The organism is Burkholderia sp. 4M9327F10, from assembly GCF_005503145.1.
Classification (GTDB): Bacteria; Pseudomonadota; Gammaproteobacteria; order Burkholderiales; family Burkholderiaceae; genus Paraburkholderia.
On the sequence record NZ_SCNV01000054.1, the window covers coordinates 1 to 18,555 of the forward strand.

Consider the following 18,555-nt stretch of genomic DNA (forward strand, 5'->3'; position numbering starts at 1 on the left):
GCCCCATCCACCGGGACGCCTACTGCTGGATATGCGCGTTGCGAATCAGACCGGCCACAACCTGCGTGGTCGCCTTCTCGATTGCTATCTGCTCGAGCTGCTTGCGCAACACGTCCTTCGTCTGGTCGAACTGCGGAATCTGGGTCGGACGCTTCTCGTCGGCACGCAAGATCCAGAACGTGTCGCCCACCTGGACCGGCTCGCTCGACACCGCGCCTTGCGGCAGCTTCACCAGCGCTTCGGCCAACGGCTGCGGCCAGTTCTGCGTGTTGCCCGGCTGAATCGGCGTCTTGAACGAAATCCAGTTCTGCGCGCCGCCTTGCGCAGCACCCGGACCCTGGCTGTATTGCCTGGCCAGTTGTGCGAAATCAGCGCCCTTCTTCAACTGATCGAGAATCTTCTGAGCCGTATCTGCGTCCTTCACGGCAATCACACTCGGTTTGTATTCGTTATCGCCGAGGGTCGAAATGATCTTGTCGTATTGCGCCTTCACGTCGGCATCGGTCACCGGAGCCGGCTTGATCTGATCGCGCAGGTAGGCCTGCACCACCACGGCGTTGCGCGCCTGATCGATTGCGGCCTGGACTTCGGGCCGCGTTGCGTAGTGCGCCTGGTCGGCAGCCTGACGGAACAGTTCGCGAGCGATCAACTGGCTCTTGATCGACGCACGTAACGCCGGAGTATCTGGCGCATTCGAAATGCGCACCGCCTGATCGACCTGCTCCTGCGTAATTGAGACGTTATTCACGCGCGCCACGACGCCCGGGGGCAACGTGGACGCTGCTGCATTCGGCGCAGCGAGGCTGGCGGCTGGCACCTTCGACGGCGGCGTGTTGTCTGCACGTGCCTGAGGCGCGAATGCCGCGCACAGGCTGACGAGCGCCACGCCCGCGGCAAACAGATGATGCAAGCTGATACGCCGGGCTGCCGGCATGCTTGTCAGGAGCTTCGATTGGGTATTCATAGCCTCTCCGTTATTCGGACCAGTTGAGTGTTGCGAGCAGCACGGTTGCCTTGCTTCCGAGAGCTGCTGGTTGAAGGAGCGCGCGGCCGACCAGGACCTCGCTGGTAATGTTCTGGCTCCTGAAGCGCCACGCGGCACGCACGCCGACGCCGGTGCCGACGAGCGTCGGCCAACCGCCTTGAGCGATGAGATGCGCCTTGCCGCCATCGAGAAACACATAAGGTTCGACATGTGCGTCATGCCAGCTCGGCACGTTCTGCCAGACGGCCTCGTTGCGCAGATAGAAACCGCTGTCGCCGCTCACACCGCCCTCCCTGAAGCCGCGCACCGTATCCATCCCGCCGAGGAAGATCTGATTGGTGTTGAACAGCGCCACCGGGCTGTACTGGGCGCGCAACGTCCCCTGGTATCGCCAGGCCGTGCTGCCGATATGGCCAATGCCCTGTTGCACCGTGCCGGTCGCATCGAACATGGTGAACTGGCTGTGCGCGTCCGTACTGTCGATATCGGACGCGTCGTGACTTGCGGCAAGCCACGGCAGGCCTTGCGAGACGCCCACATCCCAGGTCGCCGCGGCCGCCTGATCGTCAGCCATATAACGGCGCAGACCGTTAATGCCCGCGCGCAGCACGGTCAGGTTTTGCGGCGTCAGCTCGATGCCGTTGACGCTGCGCTGCGTGCTCATCTTCGTCAATGTCACGTCGAGACTCATACGCCCCGAGCTCGAACGCGTCAGCACATCGTTCCAGCCGAGAATCTGGCTAAAGGTGCGCCCGTCCAGCAACGCGCTATTACCGATGGCCTGCTGGTATTCCGAAAGCGACGTCGTATAGCTGACGGTCTGATAACCGATCGGTATCGCGCCCGAAAACACCAGCGCATTGCTGTTCTCGCTGCCGACGTAGTTCAGCGAGAGCGACTCCTGCAGTCCGACAAGGTTGTCGGCTTCCACCCCGGCGCGATAGCGCAAGGTGCCGGTCTGCGAGCTGCCGTAGTTGTCTACGCCGGCGTCGTAGTAGAAGCGGTCGCCGTAGTGATTGGTGACTGCAACGATCGAATCGCCCGGCGCCTCGCCCGGCAGGATCTGGATTTCCGCCTGATTGCGGCGCAGGCGGTTGATCTGGTCGACGCCCTGCTCCAGATCCGGCAGGCGCAACACGTCTCCCTGGCTGTCGCCGAATGCCCACGCCGTGCCGGCATCGGTCAGCAGTCCACCGCCATGCGTCTCGAACCACCCGGCTTTCGGGTCGCGCGGACGCAGTGGCTTGCCGTTCAACGTGAACGCGGCCACGTGGCCGGCGACCACCTTGATCGTGAGCTTGCCCGACGACAGGTTCTGCGCACCAAGGTACGCACGCGTCGTGATGTAGCCATGGGCGATAAACGCTTCCGTGATACGCCGAAGCAGCAGATTGATACGGTTTCGGCCTAGCTGCTTGCCGAGAAACGGCTGCTTGATCGCATCCATCTGCCGCTTGCTCAACACCTGCTCGCCGTCGAACTCGATGTCGGTAATGTGGAACATCGGCTCGACGTCGGGCAGCGCTTCGATATCGGCGCCGGCCGGCAGGTTCGGAATCGCGGATTGCTCAGGCACAGCGATCTGCGCAGGCGCTTGCTGGACTTCGTCGCTGCGTTGCTGATTGCGCTGATCCTGTAACAGTCTTTGCCCTGGATCCTGGAGTGGCCGCGGCGCCGCGACGGGCGGCGGTAACCCCGGTGGCAACCCCGGCGCGGACTGCGCGCGCACGTGCGTGGCCGCAAGGCCGGCAAATGCGCCCACACCGCAGACCATCATGCGCGACAGACGGCGCCTCACAAGCCGAACCATGAGATAAGTCCAATGCTGTTATGGGCGCCAATCGTCACCGGAGCCTGATATGGCGCGCTGCGCGTGACAAGGCCGCCGGTCGCGTTCACGCCGTTAGGCGCGTTGAAGGCGCCACCTTCAATGTCCCCTTCACCAATGATCTGCACCTGGCCGGACCCGGCATTGAACAGGCCGCCCATGTCCATCGCGTAGATCTCCGACCACTCGTTTCCGAACCAGGCCTTCAGGTCATGGTCTTCATTGATGGCGCTGTAACCGAGCACACCCTGCGCGATGGTTTGGGGTGCGTTGAGCGTCAATCCGCCTTCAGCCAGTACCGTGCCGCCAGTGTTGACGATCTGCGTCCCCGCCTTCAGCGAGATATTCGTATTCGCTTCGATATCGCCGCCATACACCTGCACGTCACTTGCCGCCGATGAGCGGCAGAAGATGAAGCACGACTCATGGAACTGCGCCTGACCCGTAAACACGCCTTGATTCAACAGCGAGCCCTGCGCGGTAATGTTGATTGCTCCTCCGTTCGAGAGGATCGAGCCGCCAATATTGGAGATGTTGTTGCCGGTGATAGTCACGTTGCCGGCATCCGCAGTGATATACGAAAGCGCGTTTGGATCGGTCAATTCGCCGTAGTCCACTGCAAAACCGCTGCTGTGATGCTCGAGAAAGAGGAAGGTCCAGCTGTGGTTCGAATAGCTGGAGGGCGCGCCGTTATCGACGCCTGTGGTGTGGTCGACGATGTTGTCGACGTCGCCGCCCGCGGCAATGCTGATGTTCTGGTTCGACAGGATTCGCGCGTTCTGATTGACTACGTTGCCACCAGCGCTGATCACGACGTCGCCCTTCACGCCGAACAACACTCCGAGCCCTGTGCCCGGCAGCGACTGGTTCAGGATGTTGCCGCTCGCGTTGAGCGTAACCGCGCCAAGCGACTGTGTGTCGCCACTGGTCTGCACCTGCCCCTGAATGAGGGAACCGACGTTGGTGATGTCCCCCGTGCTCTCGAGCACGACACCTGCCGTCGACGACGCGAGCGCCGAACCGGTCTGATTGCTGTCGGTCGTCAAGGTGATGCCGTTGCCGGAAAGCTTGACACCGCTGTTGGCGAGCACGCTGCTGCCGCTCAGATTGATAGCGCCCGATGCGCTGAGCGTGGCGGCGCCGTTGCTCGCGGAGACCTTGGTATCGGCGAGCGAGATTGCGTCCTGCACCTGCAAGCTCGCGTTGCCCGCTGCCGTGAGAGTCGTATTCGATACCTGGACACTGCCGTTTGAAGTGAGTGTGAAATCGCCGAGCGACGCCTCCAGCGGCCCGGCACTGCGCACGCCAGGCCCCTTGTCTGTCACAATGATCTCGACCCGGCCGCTGGTCAGGCTGCCGGCAGCGCTAATATCAAGCGCAAACGAATTCGCCGTTGCCACCGTTTGGCCGGTTTGCATGGTCAGCCAGTCGTTGGCGTTGTCCGACGGCGACAGGCCCGTGTTCAGCGTGACCTCACTGTTACCGGCAATGGCGCGGGTGACGGCCGTCGATGAAGTGAATGTATTGTTCACCGGGCCATTAATCTGGATGTTCTTTGCGATCAGATCCAGATCGACCAATGCACTGGAAAGCCCTTGCGGCCCAATGACAATGGCGCCGCCGCTCGTATTAATGACGACATTACGCTGGAAAATTCCCGGCGCGATTTGCAGATCGTTGAAGCTCACCTGCCCCGTTGATAAGGCGACATGGCCCGCATTGACGAAAGAGCCACCGTTGACGGTTATGCCATTTGGATTTGCCAGTATGACGTTGGCTCGCGACCCCATCACCGCGATTTGTCCCTCTATTAAACTCGGATTGGTGCTGGTGACCTGATTGACGATTGTGCGGGCATTAATACCGACGTTATTCAGCGTGGCACCGGCCGCTGAAACGTTAAATGAGCTATAGGTGTTCTGTGATACACCGGAAAAGGCCGGCGCTATATTGACGGTTTGTTGCCCGTTAGCTGCGGTTGAGACGGTTGTAGCCGTGCCGCCATCCGGGACAATGCCGGCGGCGAGAGCAAGGCTGGAACATGCAGCGCTCGAAAAAAGAAAAATTCGACCCGCGCACGCGCACCCGCTGCGTATGCGTCGAAACGACCACCGGCTTGGCATTGTATTTATTCCGCTACCATCGTCGATGGAAGCAGCCCCAAAGTTTATTTACCCTTCGCGCGTGCAAACCCCATTCGCACGTTTCATCTGATAAATGTCGGCGCGTCGGAGGATATCTTTAGGAAATTTTGGTAAGTTTTTTCTTTCTTTTATTTTACGGTGTTTTTTCCAAATGCTTTCTATTGAGATATCCGATTTATTTGTTTCGATAAAATATAACCAACTTGCCTATATCGTCGGCACGCAAACGATTGCGCTCGGCTAATTTCCATACCATACCGAATGAATAAACACCTTATTCCTCAAGCTCCCCGAAGTCATGCACATACTCACCGGGTGCAAACAGATCAAATCCCTGCCGCCAGGTCTTGCCCGGCCAGAGATAGTCCACACGTCCCTCAGCGGGCCGGTACACCGCAGTGTAGGCGGTCGTGAAGCCCGCGCGCCGCGAGTAAAGCGGCGGTTTGAGGAAACGCGCCGTCAGCTCGTTCAGCGTCACGTTAGGCTCGTCCAAAGCCGCCAGTACAGACTGCAGCCTCGCAGCGCTGTTACCAGTACCCCGCGGCTCTGGCGGCACCTCTTGATGATTCGTGCAAGCCGGCAATCGCGACAGAGCGGGCGCACGATCCGGACCGAGAAACAAAGTCGCGTATGCGCCCGACCGGTCCAACAGTGTCACGTTTTGCGAAAGGGCGATCGGGATACGGCTAAGCGCTGCAACTGCCTCTTCCACCCGGCTACACGTTTCAAGTACATAGCGCAGCATCAGGATCACCGAGAATCCTAGTCCTTGGGAGCGGCCTCCTCCGGCGGTAAGACTGGCAACCAATCCATCCTCGTTCATGCCGTCAAGACAACCGCCCCACGGGCGCTGCGCTTTGGCAATCACGCGCCGCCCGGACCATGAGGTCAGTTCAAAGCGATCGGTAATCGCGTCGAGTGGGAAATCCATGTTACGGACCAACGCTGGGCCGCCCTCACCTAACCAGACGGCCTGGCTGCAGCCCATCACCGCCGCTGCGGGACGATAGTGGCTCAGCATGCAGTGAGCTAGTTCGTCGTCGCCCACCAAAGCGCACACATGGTCGTAATGCGGCAGCAACTCAGGCATGTGACGCAACAACGCTGATCGACATTCTGCAGCGCTCGGCGGTGTGGTCCTGTCAGTTCCCCTGTACCAGCGTTCAGCGTCTTCGCGACCGGCGTTAAAGCGTTCCAGCCAGGCATCGCCCGGTCGTTCCTCCTGCGCCACAACGAAGTGCTTTTGCATTGAACATGCTCCTGAGCAATTAGTGCGCGCCCTCGTCGCCACTCCCCCATTCCCGCCCCGCAAGCCCGACGACAGTGAGCACGTTTACAATACCCGGACTTCCCAGCTTCCCCCAAACCATCCCGACACCTCCCAACTAGAGGTCTTCATGATCATCAAACCCCGCGTGCGCGGCTTTATCTGCGTGACTACCCATCCCGACGGCTGCGAAGCCAACGTCAGGGAACAGATCGACTACGTCACCGCCAGCGGGCCCATCGTTAACGGTCCCAAGCGTGTACTCGTAATCGGTGCATCCACCGGCTACGGGTTGGCAGCCCGCATCAGCGCAGCATTCGGCTGCGGTGCGGACACGCTCGGTGTCTTCTTCGAGCGCGCCGGCAGTGACAGCAAACCCGGCACCGCAGGCTGGTACAACACCGCGGCATTCGAAAAGATCGCGGCTGCCAAGGGCCTCTACGCGAAGGGTATCAACGGTGACGCCTTTTCCGACGCAGTAAAGCAGCAAACGATCGATATCATCAAGCGCGATCTAGGCCAGGTGGATCTTGTCGTCTATAGCCTCGCATCGCCACGACGCACGCATCCTCGCACGGGCGAGGTGTTCAACTCGACGCTCAAGCCGATCGGCAAGGCAGTCACGTTGCGCGGTATCGACACCGACAAGGAAGTCGTCAGGGAAACCGTTCTCGAACCCGCGACGCAAACCGAAATCGACAATACCGTTGCAGTGATGGGCGGCGAAGACTGGCAAATGTGGATCGATGCACTGCTGGCCGCGAACGTTCTGGCCGACGGCGCGAAGACCACTGCGTTCACTTATCTCGGCGAGAAGATCACCCACGATATCTACTGGAACGGCTCAATCGGTGCAGCCAAGAAGGATCTCGACCGGAAGGTGCTCGGCATTCGCGAGAAACTGGCTCAGACCGGGGGCGATGCGCGCGTCTCGGTGCTGAAAGCGGTCGTTACCCAGGCAAGCTCGGCGATTCCGATGATGCCGCTGTACCTGTCGCTGCTGTTCAAGGTCATGAAGGAAAAGGGCACGCACGAAGGCTGCATCGAGCAGGTGTACGGCCTCTATAAGGACAGCCTCTACGGCACAGCGCCTCGCCTCGATGAGGAAGGCCGTCTGCGTGCCGATTACAAGGAACTCGATCCTGAAGTGCAAAACCAGGTGCAGCAACTCTGGAGCCAGGTCACTAACGACAATCTCTATGAGTTGACCGACTTCGCCGGTTACAAGACGGAGTTCCTTCGTCTCTTCGGCTTTGAGATTGCCGGCGTGGACTATGAAGCCGACGTCAATCCGGACGTCGCTATTCCGAACGTCGTCCAGGTTTAAGCAAAGGGAGAAAGCGCGTCCTGCGTATCCACGATGAAAAAAATCCTGATTATCGGCATCGGCGCGGGGGATCCTGACTACATGACGGTTCAGGCGATCAACGCGCTCAACCAGGTTGACGTGTTCTTTGTCATGGACAAAGGCCTCGCCAAGGAAAAACTGGTCGCCCTGCGCAAGCAGATCATCGAACGCTTTATCGCTCACCGCGACTATCGCATCGTGGAGGCGGCGAGTCCCGAGCGCCGCCGCGACGAAGAGGACTACCGGTCCGCGGTGGACGAACTGAACCGCGACAAGCAGGCGATCTTCGAGCGCCTGATCGCCGACGAACTGAGCGACGGCGAGTGTGGCGCGTTCCTCGTCTGGGGCGATCCGTCCCTGTACGACAGCACGATCCGTATCCTGGAGGCCATTGCGCAAGGCGGCAAGCATGCGTTCACCTATGACGTCATTCCAGGCATCAGCAGTGTCCAGGCGTTAGCCGCCCGGCACAAGGTTCCGCTCAACCTGATCGGACGCTCGGTGGAGATCACCAACGGCCGCGGTATTGCAGAAGGCTTCCCGAGTAACGTGGACAGCGTTGTAGTCATGCTCGACTCGCAGAACACCTTCCGCAAGCTCGCCAACGAAGATCTGGATATCTACTGGGGTGCTTATGTCGGCACGCCGGACGAGATTCTGATCTCAGGAAAGCTGCGCGACGTCATGGATGAAATCGAGCGCGTCCGGGCGGAGGCTCGCCGCACCCACGGCTGGATCATGGACACCTATCTGCTGCGCAGGCCCGATGCCCAGGTCTGAAACTGCACAGCGCCTCAGTTCGTAAATTAAGCCGATTTATGCATGTGTGAATCGTGCTTAATCCAGTTTACCGTCCACTCGAAGGCAGACAAACTGCATCTGCAGGCGGTTTAACCGCCTGCCAGGATCGGCGCAAACGCCTAACGACGACTGACGAGGGAACAACATGAAGACACTGCAATTGCGGCCAGGCAGGCTGATGCAGCTACGAACCATTGCAGTGCTGGCGTTACTGCTGAGCGGATTGATCGGCGCGCAACAACCGGTGTTTGCACAGGCCAATAGCTTCGTGCAAGCGAACTATGACGGCACGGTTGGCGACGCAAAAGTGGGCATGACGCTGGCGCTGAACGGCAACACGGTCACGCGGGCGCATTACTTTTACTACCGGCATCTGAAGGACATCGCACTTACCGGCACACAAGCGGGCAGCAACCTCACCTTGAAGGAAGCAAACGGCACTTTCGATCTGCACTTCGTGGGTAACGGGTCAAACGGCAGCGCTCCGCTTGATTTTCCTAATAGCATCGGTCTCGAAGGCACCTGGACCGACGGCAGCAAAACACTGCCCGTCAAGCTAAGCGGTGGTGGCGACCGCTCATCTGTCGAGACGCCGGCCAGCCCGCAATACGGCGCGATTACCAGTGAAACGGATCAAGCGTTTGAGGCGCGAGCCCAAGGGTTCTACTTTGCCGCGCTCAAAGGCGATGCCAGAACGGCGGCACGTTACGTCGACTATCCGCTGCGAGTGAACTGGACGCCAACTCACCACGAACTGATCAAGTCGCCCAAGCAGCTTGTCGATAACTGGAATCGCATCTTCACTCCCCAATACATCGCCGCATTGCGCGACGCCGCGCCGCACGATATGCCGGTCATGAAAAGCGAATACGCGATGCTGGGAGCAGGGCTCGCCTACTTTAGCGACAAAGGCGTCGAAGTATTGAACGTGCCTTGATGAGCACATTGCGTGCGATCAGGTGGCCGCCCATGCGGTCTCCCGATTTCGCAGGCCAGTCCCAAACAGCGCATAATCCGCTGGAGCATTTCGTCACCGGAGTTCAGCAATGGCAGACGCATTCAATCCGCCCGAAGTCTGGCCGCCCTTTGGCGCATTCTCGATGGCTGTCGTCCAGGGCGAGGGGCAAATCGTTCATCTGAAAGGCCAGGTGTCTCTTGATCGAGGGGGCCAGGTTGTCGGCCACAGCGACATGCTGGCGCAAACGCGCCAAACGCTCGAAAACATTCGCGCTGTCCTGGCGTCGATGGGAGGGCAAATGGCCGACGTGTTGTCGATCGTTCACTACACCACGGACATCGACGCGTTCATGGGCGCGTCGGAGATTCGAAAAGCGTTTTTTACCGCGCCGTATCCCGTCACGACCACCGTTCAGGTCGAACGGCTGTATCGCCCTGAGTTGATGATCGAGATTACGGCGATTGCAGAAATTCCTCGGGACCGGTTTCGGCGCCCTGCTGTCGCACCAAGCTGATGCCCAGCAGCCTGGTGGCTAATTCACAAGCCCTGCCAGCCCTAACGCCGCCCCTGCCGCAACCAGCCAGATGGGATTGAACTTTGTCCGATAGGCGATCACAACCGTCATGATCGTCAGAACGGCGCGGCCCACGTTGACATCCACTTCGCGAATGAACACATAGGCCGCGCAAGCCAGCAGACCGACCGTCGCAGGCGCGAGACCGCGGCGAATCGCCTTCACGACCAGCGAGGCATTGTGTCGCTCGAACCAGCCGCTCACAAAATAGGCGAGCACCGCGGAAGGAATAATCATGGCCAATGTCGCAACCAGCGCCCCGGCCAGCCCCGCGGCCTGAAAGCCGATCAACGAAACGGCCATGCCGTTTGGGCCAGGTGCCGCCTGCATTGCCGAGAAAAACGTGACGAACTGCTGAGCCGTGAGCCAGTGACGCGTTTCGACCGCATAGTGCTGAATATCGGCCAGCGTAGCGTTGATCCCGCCGACCGCAAGAAGCGACCAGAGCGCGCTATGAAGCGCGAGATCGGTGAGCCGGGACATCATCGTGCAGCTCCCTCGCGCCGCTGCGCCGCCGCTTCGGCTCGCAACGCACGCCACATAAGCCATGAGCCAAACGGTCCCAGCACCGCGAGAACAAGCAGCAGCGGCAGTTTCAGCAAGCCCACGGCAATGAACGTGGCCACCACCAGCACCAGATTACGCAGATCGCGCGGCAGGCTGACGAGCAGCTTGAGCACCGTTGCAATGACGAGTCCCGTCGCCACCGGCATCAAGCCCGCCAGAAGATGCGACGTGACGGGAGCACTACCCCAACTTGCGTATGCGTAGCCGACGCCAATCGTAATGACTGTGGGAGCAAGGTAAAGGCCGCATACACCCGTGACCGCGCCGAGCGCCCCGTGATATTGCCGCCCGATAATCGTCGCAATGTTCGATACGTTTGGCCCCGGCAGAAGCTGCGCCAACGGCAGCAGTTCGGCAAACTCGCGGTCGGTCAGCCAGCCGCGACGCTCGACCAGCATGCGGCGGGCCCACGGCAGCACGCCACCGAAGCCGGTCAGCCCGACCATGAAGAACGCGCCGAACAGTTGCCCAAGCGTGGGTCGAGGACGCACGTCGAGCGGGCTGTCGTGCGTCCTGGCACCTGGATCATTGGCGTCATCGAGGATCGGTGCGTTCATCGGCGGGTCTCCTCACGAAGGTTCTTTTGGATTGAGATAGATGATAGCAGCGCCATTTCCCGCATCGCAGGTCGGGAGATTGGCCAGGCGCGTGACCGCATCGAACGCACGACGCTGCTCATACCGAGTCCGCAATAAACTCGCGCAACCATCGATGCGCGGGGTCGCGATGGGAACGCCCATGCCAAAGCATGGCCATCTCGTAGCCCGGCACCTCGACTGGCGCTTCGACCACGCGCAGCGCAGGCGTGTTGCGAGCCAGCCGCGAAGGCAGCATCGCGACCAGGTCTGTGCTCGCCAGAACCGACTTCATGAACAGAAAGTGCGGCACCGAAAGCACCACACGGCGAGACAAGCCAGCATGCGCAAGCGCTTCGTCTGTCACGCCATGAAACCCCGCACCTTCCTGCGACACGATCACATGATCGAGCGCACAGAATTGCGCGAGCGTAGGGCGCCGCTTCAGGCGTGGGTGATCGGCTCGGCCAGCCAGCACATACCGCTCCGCAAACAGCACCCGCCGGTGCAATCCCTCGGGCGCGCCTTCGCTGGTATGGAAAGCCAGATCGATTTCCCCCCGTTCCGCCTGCCTCGCAATGCGAGCCGGAAACATTTCGACGACGCCCAGCCTGGTACCGGGCGCAACCGAGCGCAGACTGGCCAACGCCGGCAACAGGATCGTCGACTCGCCGTAGTCGGCTGCGGCAACACGCCATGTATTGGTTGCCGTGGCCGGATCGAAGGGACGCTCGGGGGAAACTGTGCGCTCCAGCGCCTCAAGGGCTTGCCGCAACGGTTCGCGCAACGCTTCCGCTCGCGCGGTGGGCCGCATTCCTCGTGGCCCCGGCAATAGCAGCGGGTCGCCGAAGATATCCCTTAGTTTGGCGAGATGAACGCTGACCGAGGGTTGCGAAAAATTCAGCCGCTCTGCCGCACGCGTCACATTGTGTTCCGAAAGCAAGACATCAAGCGTGACCAGCAAGTTGAGGTCCAGTCGTCTGAGATTAGTCATTGCAATACCTGTAATATTGGATATTCATTTCCAATATACCTTAGCCGAACCTATGCTGGCGTCTCCAAGCTATGGAGCCTCAGCTATGAATGTTCTTATCGTGTACGCCCATCCCGAACCCAGATCGTTGAACGGTTCACTCAAGGATTTCTCCGTCAAACGCCTTGAGGATGCGGGACATACGGTGCAAGTGTCAGATCTGTACGCAATGAAGTGGAAAGCCTCGCTCGACGAGAACGACAGCCTAGATCGCAGGGCCGGCGCGAAATTCGACCCGTCCCATGACTCAAAGCACGCGTTCGCGAACGGCACGCAAAGCCCGGACATTGCGCTGGAGCAGGACAAACTAAGGTGGGCGGATGCAGTGATCCTGCAGTTTCCGCTCTGGTGGTTTTCAATGCCCGCGGTCCTGAAGGGCTGGGTGGAACGCGTCTATGCGTACGGCTTCGCGTACGGGGTCGGCGAGCACAGCGACTCACACTGGGGCGACCGCTATGGGGAAGGTTCGATGAAGGGAAAGCGGGCGATGCTGATCGTCACTACCGGAGGTTGGGAGTCACACTACGGCCCGCGAGGTATCAACGGGCCAATCGACGACGTGCTCTTCCCGATTCACCACGGCATCCTGTACTACCCCGGCTTCGATGTGTTGCCGCCGTTCCTGCTTTATCGGACCAGCCGTATGGACGAAGCAAGATTCTCGAAGACCTGCGACGAACTGGGACAACGTCTCGACGACCTTTGGAACACGCAACCAATCGCATTTCGCCAGCAAAATGCGGGGGAATACGACATCCCCGCCTGCACTTTGCGACCTGATATTGCCCCCGATCAGGTCGGCTTCGCTGCGCACGTCGCCTAGGCCATCTTCGCGGCGTTCAAGGCTTGTTCGTGTCCATACCAGGCGCCGCTTCCGGCACATCCGGCGTTGGCGTGGGTGTGGAACTCGGCCCTTCCGTTGGGAATCCGCCGTTGCCTTGCGGCACGCCCGTCGGCTCGCCGGCAGATGCCGGCTGCGGTGTCACCGGTGCCGGCAGCCCGTTCGCACCGGCATTCGATGCAGCCACCGGTCCCGATGCAGCCGCGCCCGGCGCCCCGAGCAACGGCGGCAATTCACGCGGCGCCGAGGCTGGAGCGGGAGCGAGTACCGCCCCGGATGCTTCGGACGCCGCCGATGCCACCGGCGCCGGCTTAGGCGGTGCGCGGCGAACCGGTGCAGCAGGCGCCGCCGTCTGCGGCTTCGAGCTGCTGAAATAGGCCACCCAGGCACGCAGTTTGTCGCGGAACTGCTCGAACAGGCTCGGCTGTACTTCGGTCGCAAAACGAACCCGCGAATCGATCAGCCGGGCGCGTAGCGCGCGCTGGTAGAAATCGCCGACAATCGGCAGCGCGGTGTGCGCACCTTCGCCCCAATAGCTGCTGCCGAGCGTCACGCGCCCGTCGTCGAATCCGACCCACGCGCCCGCCACCAGTTGCGGATGCATCAGGATGAACCAGCCGTCCGCGTTGTCCTGGGTCGTGCCGGTCTTGCCTGCCACGTCTGCGCGGATGCCGAAACGCGTACGTATGCCCACCCCGGTGCCGCGATTGACCACGTCACGCATGACGTCGATCAGCGTTCTATCCGCCGCTGCCGGCAACGCACGCTCGGGCGAGGCCGGTTCGAATTGCGCCAGCACGTTGCCATCGTGGTCCTCGATACTCGTCACCATGCGTGGCTCGAGATACTGGCCGTCGTTCGCGATCGTGCTGTAGGCCGACACCATCTCCTTGATCGTCACCGGGCTCGTACCGAGCGCGAGCGAGGGCACGGGATCGAGCGTGCTGTCGCGCACGCCCATGGCGCGCGCAAGCCGCACCACCTTGTCCGGCCCCACCTCCTCCATCAACTGCGCAGTAATGCGGTTGCGCGAATAGGCCAGCGCATCGCGCAGCGTCATTGGCTTTCCGCTCGGTGGAACGTCATCGTTAGGACGCCAGATTTCTCCACCTTTCAGCGGAATTTCGACCGGCTGGTCAACAAAGGTATCAGTCGGTTTGGCGCCGTCTTCGAATGCCGCGCCATATACGAACGGCTTGAAGGTCGAACCCGGCTGGCGTCGCGACTGCTGGACGTGATCGAACGGTTCGTCTTCGAAGTCGCGGCTGCCCACCCACGCCTTGATCTGGCCGTTGCGCGGATCGATGGCGAGGAAGCCCGCCTGCACTTCGGTCTTGTCGTGGCAGAGGTTGCGCACAAAGGTCCGGTCGGCGCCCAGATGCTGGAGCGCATCTTCGTCGCTCTGCCCCGCGGCGCGCGCCGTACGGTACTCCGGCGTCTCGCGGATAAACGTCTTGAAGAGGTCGTTACCCGGCGCACAGCCGGAGCGTCCGCTCCAGGCCGAGTTCGCCACCGATTGCAGCGCATTGCCCTGTAGCGCCACGGCCGCGGTCGCCATGGACTGCAGGCGCGAATCGATCGTCGTATGAACGATCAGTCCATCTGAGTAAATGTTGTAATCGTTGCGGTCCGCCCAGGAGATCAGCCATTTGCGCAACTGTTGCGCGAAGTGCGGCGCGGGTCCGGGTGGCTCGATCTGCCGCTCGAAGTCGACGCGCAGCGGCTTGCGCTTGAGCGTATCGTAGGCCGCGGGCGACAGCCGGCCATACTTGACCATCTGCGCGAGCACCGTATTGCGGCGCTCCAGCGCCCGCTCCGGGTTCAGCACCGGGTTGTAATAGCTGTTGCCCTTCAGCATGCCGGTCAACGTGGCGCTTTCCAGAATGTCCAGTTGATCGGCCGATTTGCCGAAGTACGTCCGCGCCGCCATTTCAACGCCATACGCGTTGTACAGAAACGGCACCGTGTTCAGGTACGTTTCGAGAATCTGGTCCTTGCTGTAGGTGGCCTCGATCTTCAGGGCAGTGATCGCCTCTTTCACCTTGCGGCTCAGCGTCGGCGCACGGCCAATCTCGTCGGGATAGAGGTTGCGCGCGAGTTGCTGCGTAATCGTCGAGCCACCTTGGCGGTCGCCGCCGAACGTATGCAGCGCCGCCGAGCCGGTGCGTCGCCAGTCAATCCCGTGGTGCTGATAGAACCGGTGGTCCTCGGTCGAGATCAGCGCGTCGACCATATGCGGCGAGATCTCGGACAGCGTGACCCATTCGCGGTTTGACGGTTTGAATTCGGCAAGCAGTTTGCCATCGGCCGAGAGAATTTGCGCGGGTTGATCGACCCGCGCCTTGCGGATGTCGCTGATGCTCGGCGTGAACGGGATCAGTACGATCACGTAGAGCACGAGCAGAACCGGCGGCGTGGCGAGCGTCAGCAGAATGCCGCGACGGGTCGGATGCCGCAGGTGGTAAAGCGTCGCGGCCAGCAACGGCTGGAGCAGGCTCGCGATAAAGCTGATCAGGCCGGCCAGGATATGGAAGCAGGTCACCGCTACCCGTGCAAGCCGGCCGCCCCATTTGCGGCAGGATTCACGTACGGACGATACAAATTGGCGACTCACGCTGGTCTCAGCCCATCTTGAAAAGCGTGAATGGTACCAAACCAGGCATGCCGGCTGGATTCCTGGGACGACCCAAGGCGACGACACCCGGTGCGGCGGGCAACGAATGCTTGCCGAAAGCTTGGATAACTAGAATCATCAGACAGACCAACACGATAAGAACCAGTCATGAAAACGAAAAAAACTCTCCTGCTACTGATTTCGTTGTCCGCTTCGACGCTTGTTCGCGCGGAATCCCTGCCTGCACCGAAGCTCAGCCCTGGCGACACCTGGAACTATGTCGAGACGGTCGAGACTGCACCCAACGGTTGGCGTCAGACCCATGACGAAGTCGTGTTGTTACGTACAACGTCCGACCATATCTACTACGAGGTGAAGCAGGCCGGTACGACCCAGCCAGCTAACGAAGCGATCTCAGGCGCCGACTGGAGCCGCTCGCGCAACGTGAACGGAACCGAGACGATCGTCAATCAGCCGTTGTCGTTTCCGCTCTCGGTAGGCAAAACGTGGGTGGTCAAATACACCGAAGCCAATCCGAACGTGAAGCACAAATCGGAATCGCTCGATACGCGCTTCAAGGTTGTAGGCCCCGAATCCGTAGAAGTGCCCGCCGGCAAATTCGACGCGATCAAGATCGAGGCCGAAGGCGACTGGACCGCGCAGACCGCGCCAATGCAGTCCGCGACGGGCGGAACCGTCTCCACTCAGACGGGGACCACGGTCGTGATGCAGACCAACAGGGCGACCCCAGTTGTCGCCACCGGCCGCCTTTATAAGGCGTTCTGGTACGTGCCCGAGATTGGCCGCTGGGTTAAATCCGTCGAGGAGTACTACAACAGCAACGGCGTGCGTACCCAGCGGTTCTCTAGCGAGCTTGAATCGTTTAAGCACGGCGGCGCGCAGTAACCGGCTATCCCTGGGGAGCGCTCGCCTCCCCAACTGACTCATCTGCCTAACACCCTGCCAGCGTACCCTCGATCCACTCGAGCACCGCCGCAACACGTGCCAGGTGCCGGACATCCGGATGCGTCAACGTCCAGATTTCGCGCTCGAGCGGCGCACCGCCATCCGCCCCAACACGCACAATCCCCGATACGCGATCCGCAACGATACATGGCAGCAGCGAGCGTCCAAGCCCCGCCAGGACACATTGCAAAAGAGGCTCCGCGTCGTTGACCGCAACCGCGGCCAAACCCGTGCTCCGCGCCGCGGCATAGTCTATCCACTTCGCCTGCGGAATATGCCCCATCGCCTCTTCATAGGTCACCCAGGGCAGTTCATGCGCATCGTCCTCGCGCGATTCATGGACATACACGCCATACCTGAGCAGGCCAATTCGCCGGGCAAATACCCGATCACCCACCTCTTCGCCCGGCCTCGCGAGGCGCACGGCAACATCCGCGTCGCGCCGCGATAAATTCAGGTCGTGGGAATCCGCAATCAACTCGATTTGCAGATCGGGATACCGCTCAAGTAGCGCGGGCAGCGCCGGTATCAGAACCCGGTTGACCAGGATCGGCACTGACGTCACTCGCACCGAACCGCTGATCGCAGCGTCCGCACCGCTGACAGCTGCGTTTAGCCCGGCAATCTGCGACTCGACCCACTCAGCCCGCGTCACGACAACCTCGCCAGCTTCGGTCGGCCGCATCCGGCCATCTGCCGTTCGCTCGAACAATCGGGCACCTAGCGCCGACTCGATCGTGCGCACCCGGCGCGAAACCGTCGTGGAGTCGATTTTCAGGCGACGCCCCGCCGTTGCGAAAGAACCCTCGCGGGCGACAGCGAGTACGTACTGCAGATCATTCCAGTCGAGAGCAGGCATTTTTGCAGGTCGAACCAGCAGTTTTTCGGCTTGAGGCTGCCATGATGCCGCACTAAGCTCGACGCATCTACCTGAAAGGAGGTGCAGCAATGCTGTTTGCGGTTCTATTTGAAGACGATGAAGCGTGCGCAAACGAAGTGCGTAGCCGGTACATGCGGGACCATCTCGACTTCCTCGAACGAAGCGCATCGATGGTCAAAGCGGCCGGTCCGCTTCGACAGAACGAAGACGCGCCGGCCGGCGGCCTCTGGCTGGTTGAAGCAGAGTCGCGTGACGCCGTCGACCAACTGGTGCGCAGCGATCCGTTCTGGCCAACCGGTCTGCGCCGTTCCGTGCGGGTTCTCGCGTGGCAGCAGGTGTTCGCCGATGGCACCCGTCTCCTTCCTGTCCATGCCTGAGCGTTACAATCGCCGCGCTTTTATCGGCGCATCCTTAGCAATGACCAGCACGTTCGCCATGCCCTCCCGAGGGGAACACGCGGTGCCGCTACGGGCACAGGAACAGCTAAACGCCATCGCGTTCGACGCATTTACGCTCTTTGATCCGCGGCCGGTCGAGGCGCTTGCCGAGCAGTTATTTCGCGGCAACGGGACCCAACTGGTAGCCGCGTGGCGCACACGGCAGTTCGAATACACATGGCTGCGGACGTTGACGCGAACCTATGTCGATTTCTGGCATGTCACGGAGGACGCGCTTCGCTTTGCGGCCGAATCGCTCAAGCTCGATCTCACACCAACCCGATGCAATCGGCTGATGCAGGCTTGGCTCGACATCAAGACATGGTCCGATGTGCTGCCCGCACTCGCTTCCATGAAACAACAAGGTCTTCGGCTGGCGATTCTCGCCAACCCGACAACGGCGATGTTGAATGCCTGGATCGCCAACTCGCAACTCGATGGAGTGTTTGAACCTCATCTGAGCACCGATCGTGTCCGCGCATTCAAGCCCGATCCGCGTGCGTATCAGATGGGAGTGGACGCGTTCGCGACCGATCGCCGCAACATCCTGTTCGCGGCTTTTGGCAATTGGGACGTTGCTGGCGCGAAGGCATTTGGCTATCCGGTCTTCTGGGTCAATCGAGCCGGCGCACCGGCCGAGGAGCTGGGATTTTCAGCAGACGGCATTGGCAATACGCTGACTGATCTCGCCAGCTTTGTCGCCGGCAGGAGAGGCACGCTAGCGCAATGAATCGCTC

The 18,555-nt window shown here is 60.8% G+C and carries 17 protein-coding genes; 8 read left to right on the forward strand and 9 right to left on the reverse strand.

What is annotated here, in order from left to right; genetic code table 11:
- Window positions 1-19 precede the first annotated feature (19 nt).
- From FFS45_RS32350 to FFS45_RS32365, 4 genes are all read right to left on the reverse strand, one after another.
- The gene (locus tag FFS45_RS32350) at window positions 20-964 is read right to left on the reverse strand and encodes a peptidyl-prolyl cis-trans isomerase (protein ID WP_137958713.1); all 945 of its coding nucleotides are present in this window, start codon (window positions 962-964) and stop codon (window positions 20-22) included.
- 10 nt (window positions 965-974) lie between these two features.
- On the reverse strand, window positions 975-2,795 hold the full coding sequence (locus tag FFS45_RS32355; RefSeq protein ID WP_137958714.1) for a ShlB/FhaC/HecB family hemolysin secretion/activation protein: 1,821 nt from the start codon (window positions 2,793-2,795) through the stop codon (window positions 975-977).
- A complete protein-coding gene (locus FFS45_RS32360) occupies window positions 2,780-4,936 on the reverse strand; it encodes a filamentous hemagglutinin N-terminal domain-containing protein (RefSeq protein WP_137958715.1) in 2,157 nt (718 codons plus the stop codon). Before FFS45_RS32360 ends, FFS45_RS32355 begins: the two co-directional genes overlap by 16 nt.
- A 295-nt stretch (window positions 4,937-5,231) precedes the next feature.
- Complete coding sequence (locus FFS45_RS32365) at window positions 5,232-6,206, reverse strand: C45 family autoproteolytic acyltransferase/hydolase (RefSeq protein WP_137958716.1); 975 nt, start codon at window positions 6,204-6,206, stop codon at window positions 5,232-5,234.
- 148 nt (window positions 6,207-6,354) lie between these two features.
- Here FFS45_RS32365 and fabV point away from each other — a divergent pair, with 148 nt between their 5' ends.
- The 4 genes from fabV to FFS45_RS32385 all read left to right on the forward strand — a co-directional run bounded on the left by fabV (window position 6,355) and on the right by FFS45_RS32385 (window position 9,845).
- Window positions 6,355-7,551 (forward strand): enoyl-ACP reductase FabV, encoded by a 1,197-nt coding sequence (gene fabV, locus FFS45_RS32370; protein WP_137958717.1) that lies wholly within the window; start codon window positions 6,355-6,357, stop codon window positions 7,549-7,551.
- Window positions 7,552-7,584: 33 nt separating this feature from the next.
- Window positions 7,585-8,352: a precorrin-6A synthase (deacetylating) gene (gene cobF / locus FFS45_RS32375; protein ID WP_137958718.1), complete on the forward strand. Its 768-nt coding sequence runs from the start codon at window positions 7,585-7,587 to the stop codon at window positions 8,350-8,352.
- A 166-nt stretch (window positions 8,353-8,518) separates the two neighbouring features.
- Window positions 8,519-9,310: a hypothetical protein gene (locus FFS45_RS32380; RefSeq protein WP_137958719.1), complete on the forward strand. Its 792-nt coding sequence runs from the start codon at window positions 8,519-8,521 to the stop codon at window positions 9,308-9,310.
- 109 nt (window positions 9,311-9,419) lie between these two features.
- Window positions 9,420-9,845, forward strand: a complete 426-nt coding sequence (locus FFS45_RS32385) for a RidA family protein (protein ID WP_137958720.1) — start codon at window positions 9,420-9,422, stop codon at window positions 9,843-9,845.
- 18 nt (window positions 9,846-9,863) lie between these two features.
- On the opposite strand, the gene FFS45_RS32390 is transcribed toward FFS45_RS32385, so the two are convergent.
- From FFS45_RS32390 to FFS45_RS32400, 3 genes are all read right to left on the reverse strand, one after another.
- The gene (locus FFS45_RS32390; protein WP_137958721.1) at window positions 9,864-10,391 is read right to left on the reverse strand and encodes a chromate transporter; all 528 of its coding nucleotides are present in this window, start codon (window positions 10,389-10,391) and stop codon (window positions 9,864-9,866) included.
- The gene (locus FFS45_RS32395) at window positions 10,388-11,029 is read right to left on the reverse strand and encodes a chromate transporter (RefSeq protein ID WP_137958722.1); all 642 of its coding nucleotides are present in this window, start codon (window positions 11,027-11,029) and stop codon (window positions 10,388-10,390) included. Before FFS45_RS32395 ends, FFS45_RS32390 begins: the two co-directional genes overlap by 4 nt.
- Before the next feature lie 118 nt (window positions 11,030-11,147).
- Window positions 11,148-12,041, reverse strand: a complete 894-nt coding sequence (locus tag FFS45_RS32400; RefSeq protein WP_137958723.1) for a LysR family transcriptional regulator — start codon at window positions 12,039-12,041, stop codon at window positions 11,148-11,150.
- Window positions 12,042-12,126: 85 nt separating this feature from the next.
- Here FFS45_RS32400 and FFS45_RS32405 point away from each other — a divergent pair, with 85 nt between their 5' ends.
- On the forward strand, window positions 12,127-12,903 hold the full coding sequence (locus FFS45_RS32405; RefSeq protein WP_137958724.1) for an NAD(P)H-dependent oxidoreductase: 777 nt from the start codon (window positions 12,127-12,129) through the stop codon (window positions 12,901-12,903).
- Window positions 12,904-12,919: 16 nt separating this feature from the next.
- Here FFS45_RS32405 and FFS45_RS32410 read toward each other — a convergent pair whose 3' ends face one another.
- The gene (locus tag FFS45_RS32410; RefSeq protein ID WP_249363021.1) at window positions 12,920-15,436 is read right to left on the reverse strand and encodes a transglycosylase domain-containing protein; all 2,517 of its coding nucleotides are present in this window, start codon (window positions 15,434-15,436) and stop codon (window positions 12,920-12,922) included.
- Window positions 15,437-15,703: 267 nt separating this feature from the next.
- Between FFS45_RS32410 and FFS45_RS32415 the strand changes: the two genes are divergently transcribed.
- Entirely contained in the window at window positions 15,704-16,441 is a 738-nt protein-coding gene (locus FFS45_RS32415; protein WP_137958726.1) for a hypothetical protein, read from the forward strand.
- A 46-nt stretch (window positions 16,442-16,487) separates the two neighbouring features.
- On the opposite strand, the gene FFS45_RS32420 is transcribed toward FFS45_RS32415, so the two are convergent.
- Window positions 16,488-17,360 carry a LysR family transcriptional regulator gene (locus FFS45_RS32420; RefSeq protein ID WP_137958727.1) on the reverse strand — a complete coding sequence of 291 codons (873 nt, stop codon included), beginning with the start codon at window positions 17,358-17,360 and terminating at the stop codon, window positions 16,488-16,490.
- 89 nt (window positions 17,361-17,449) lie between these two features.
- Between FFS45_RS32420 and FFS45_RS32425 the strand changes: the two genes are divergently transcribed.
- Together FFS45_RS32425 and FFS45_RS32430 are read left to right on the forward strand one after the other, a co-directional pair.
- On the forward strand, window positions 17,450-17,758 hold the full coding sequence (locus FFS45_RS32425) for a YciI family protein (protein ID WP_137958728.1): 309 nt from the start codon (window positions 17,450-17,452) through the stop codon (window positions 17,756-17,758).
- A complete protein-coding gene (locus FFS45_RS32430) occupies window positions 17,727-18,548 on the forward strand; it encodes a haloacid dehalogenase type II (protein WP_212745785.1) in 822 nt (273 codons plus the stop codon). The genes FFS45_RS32425 and FFS45_RS32430 overlap by 32 nt, the downstream gene beginning before the upstream one ends.
- Window positions 18,549-18,555 lie beyond the last annotated feature (7 nt).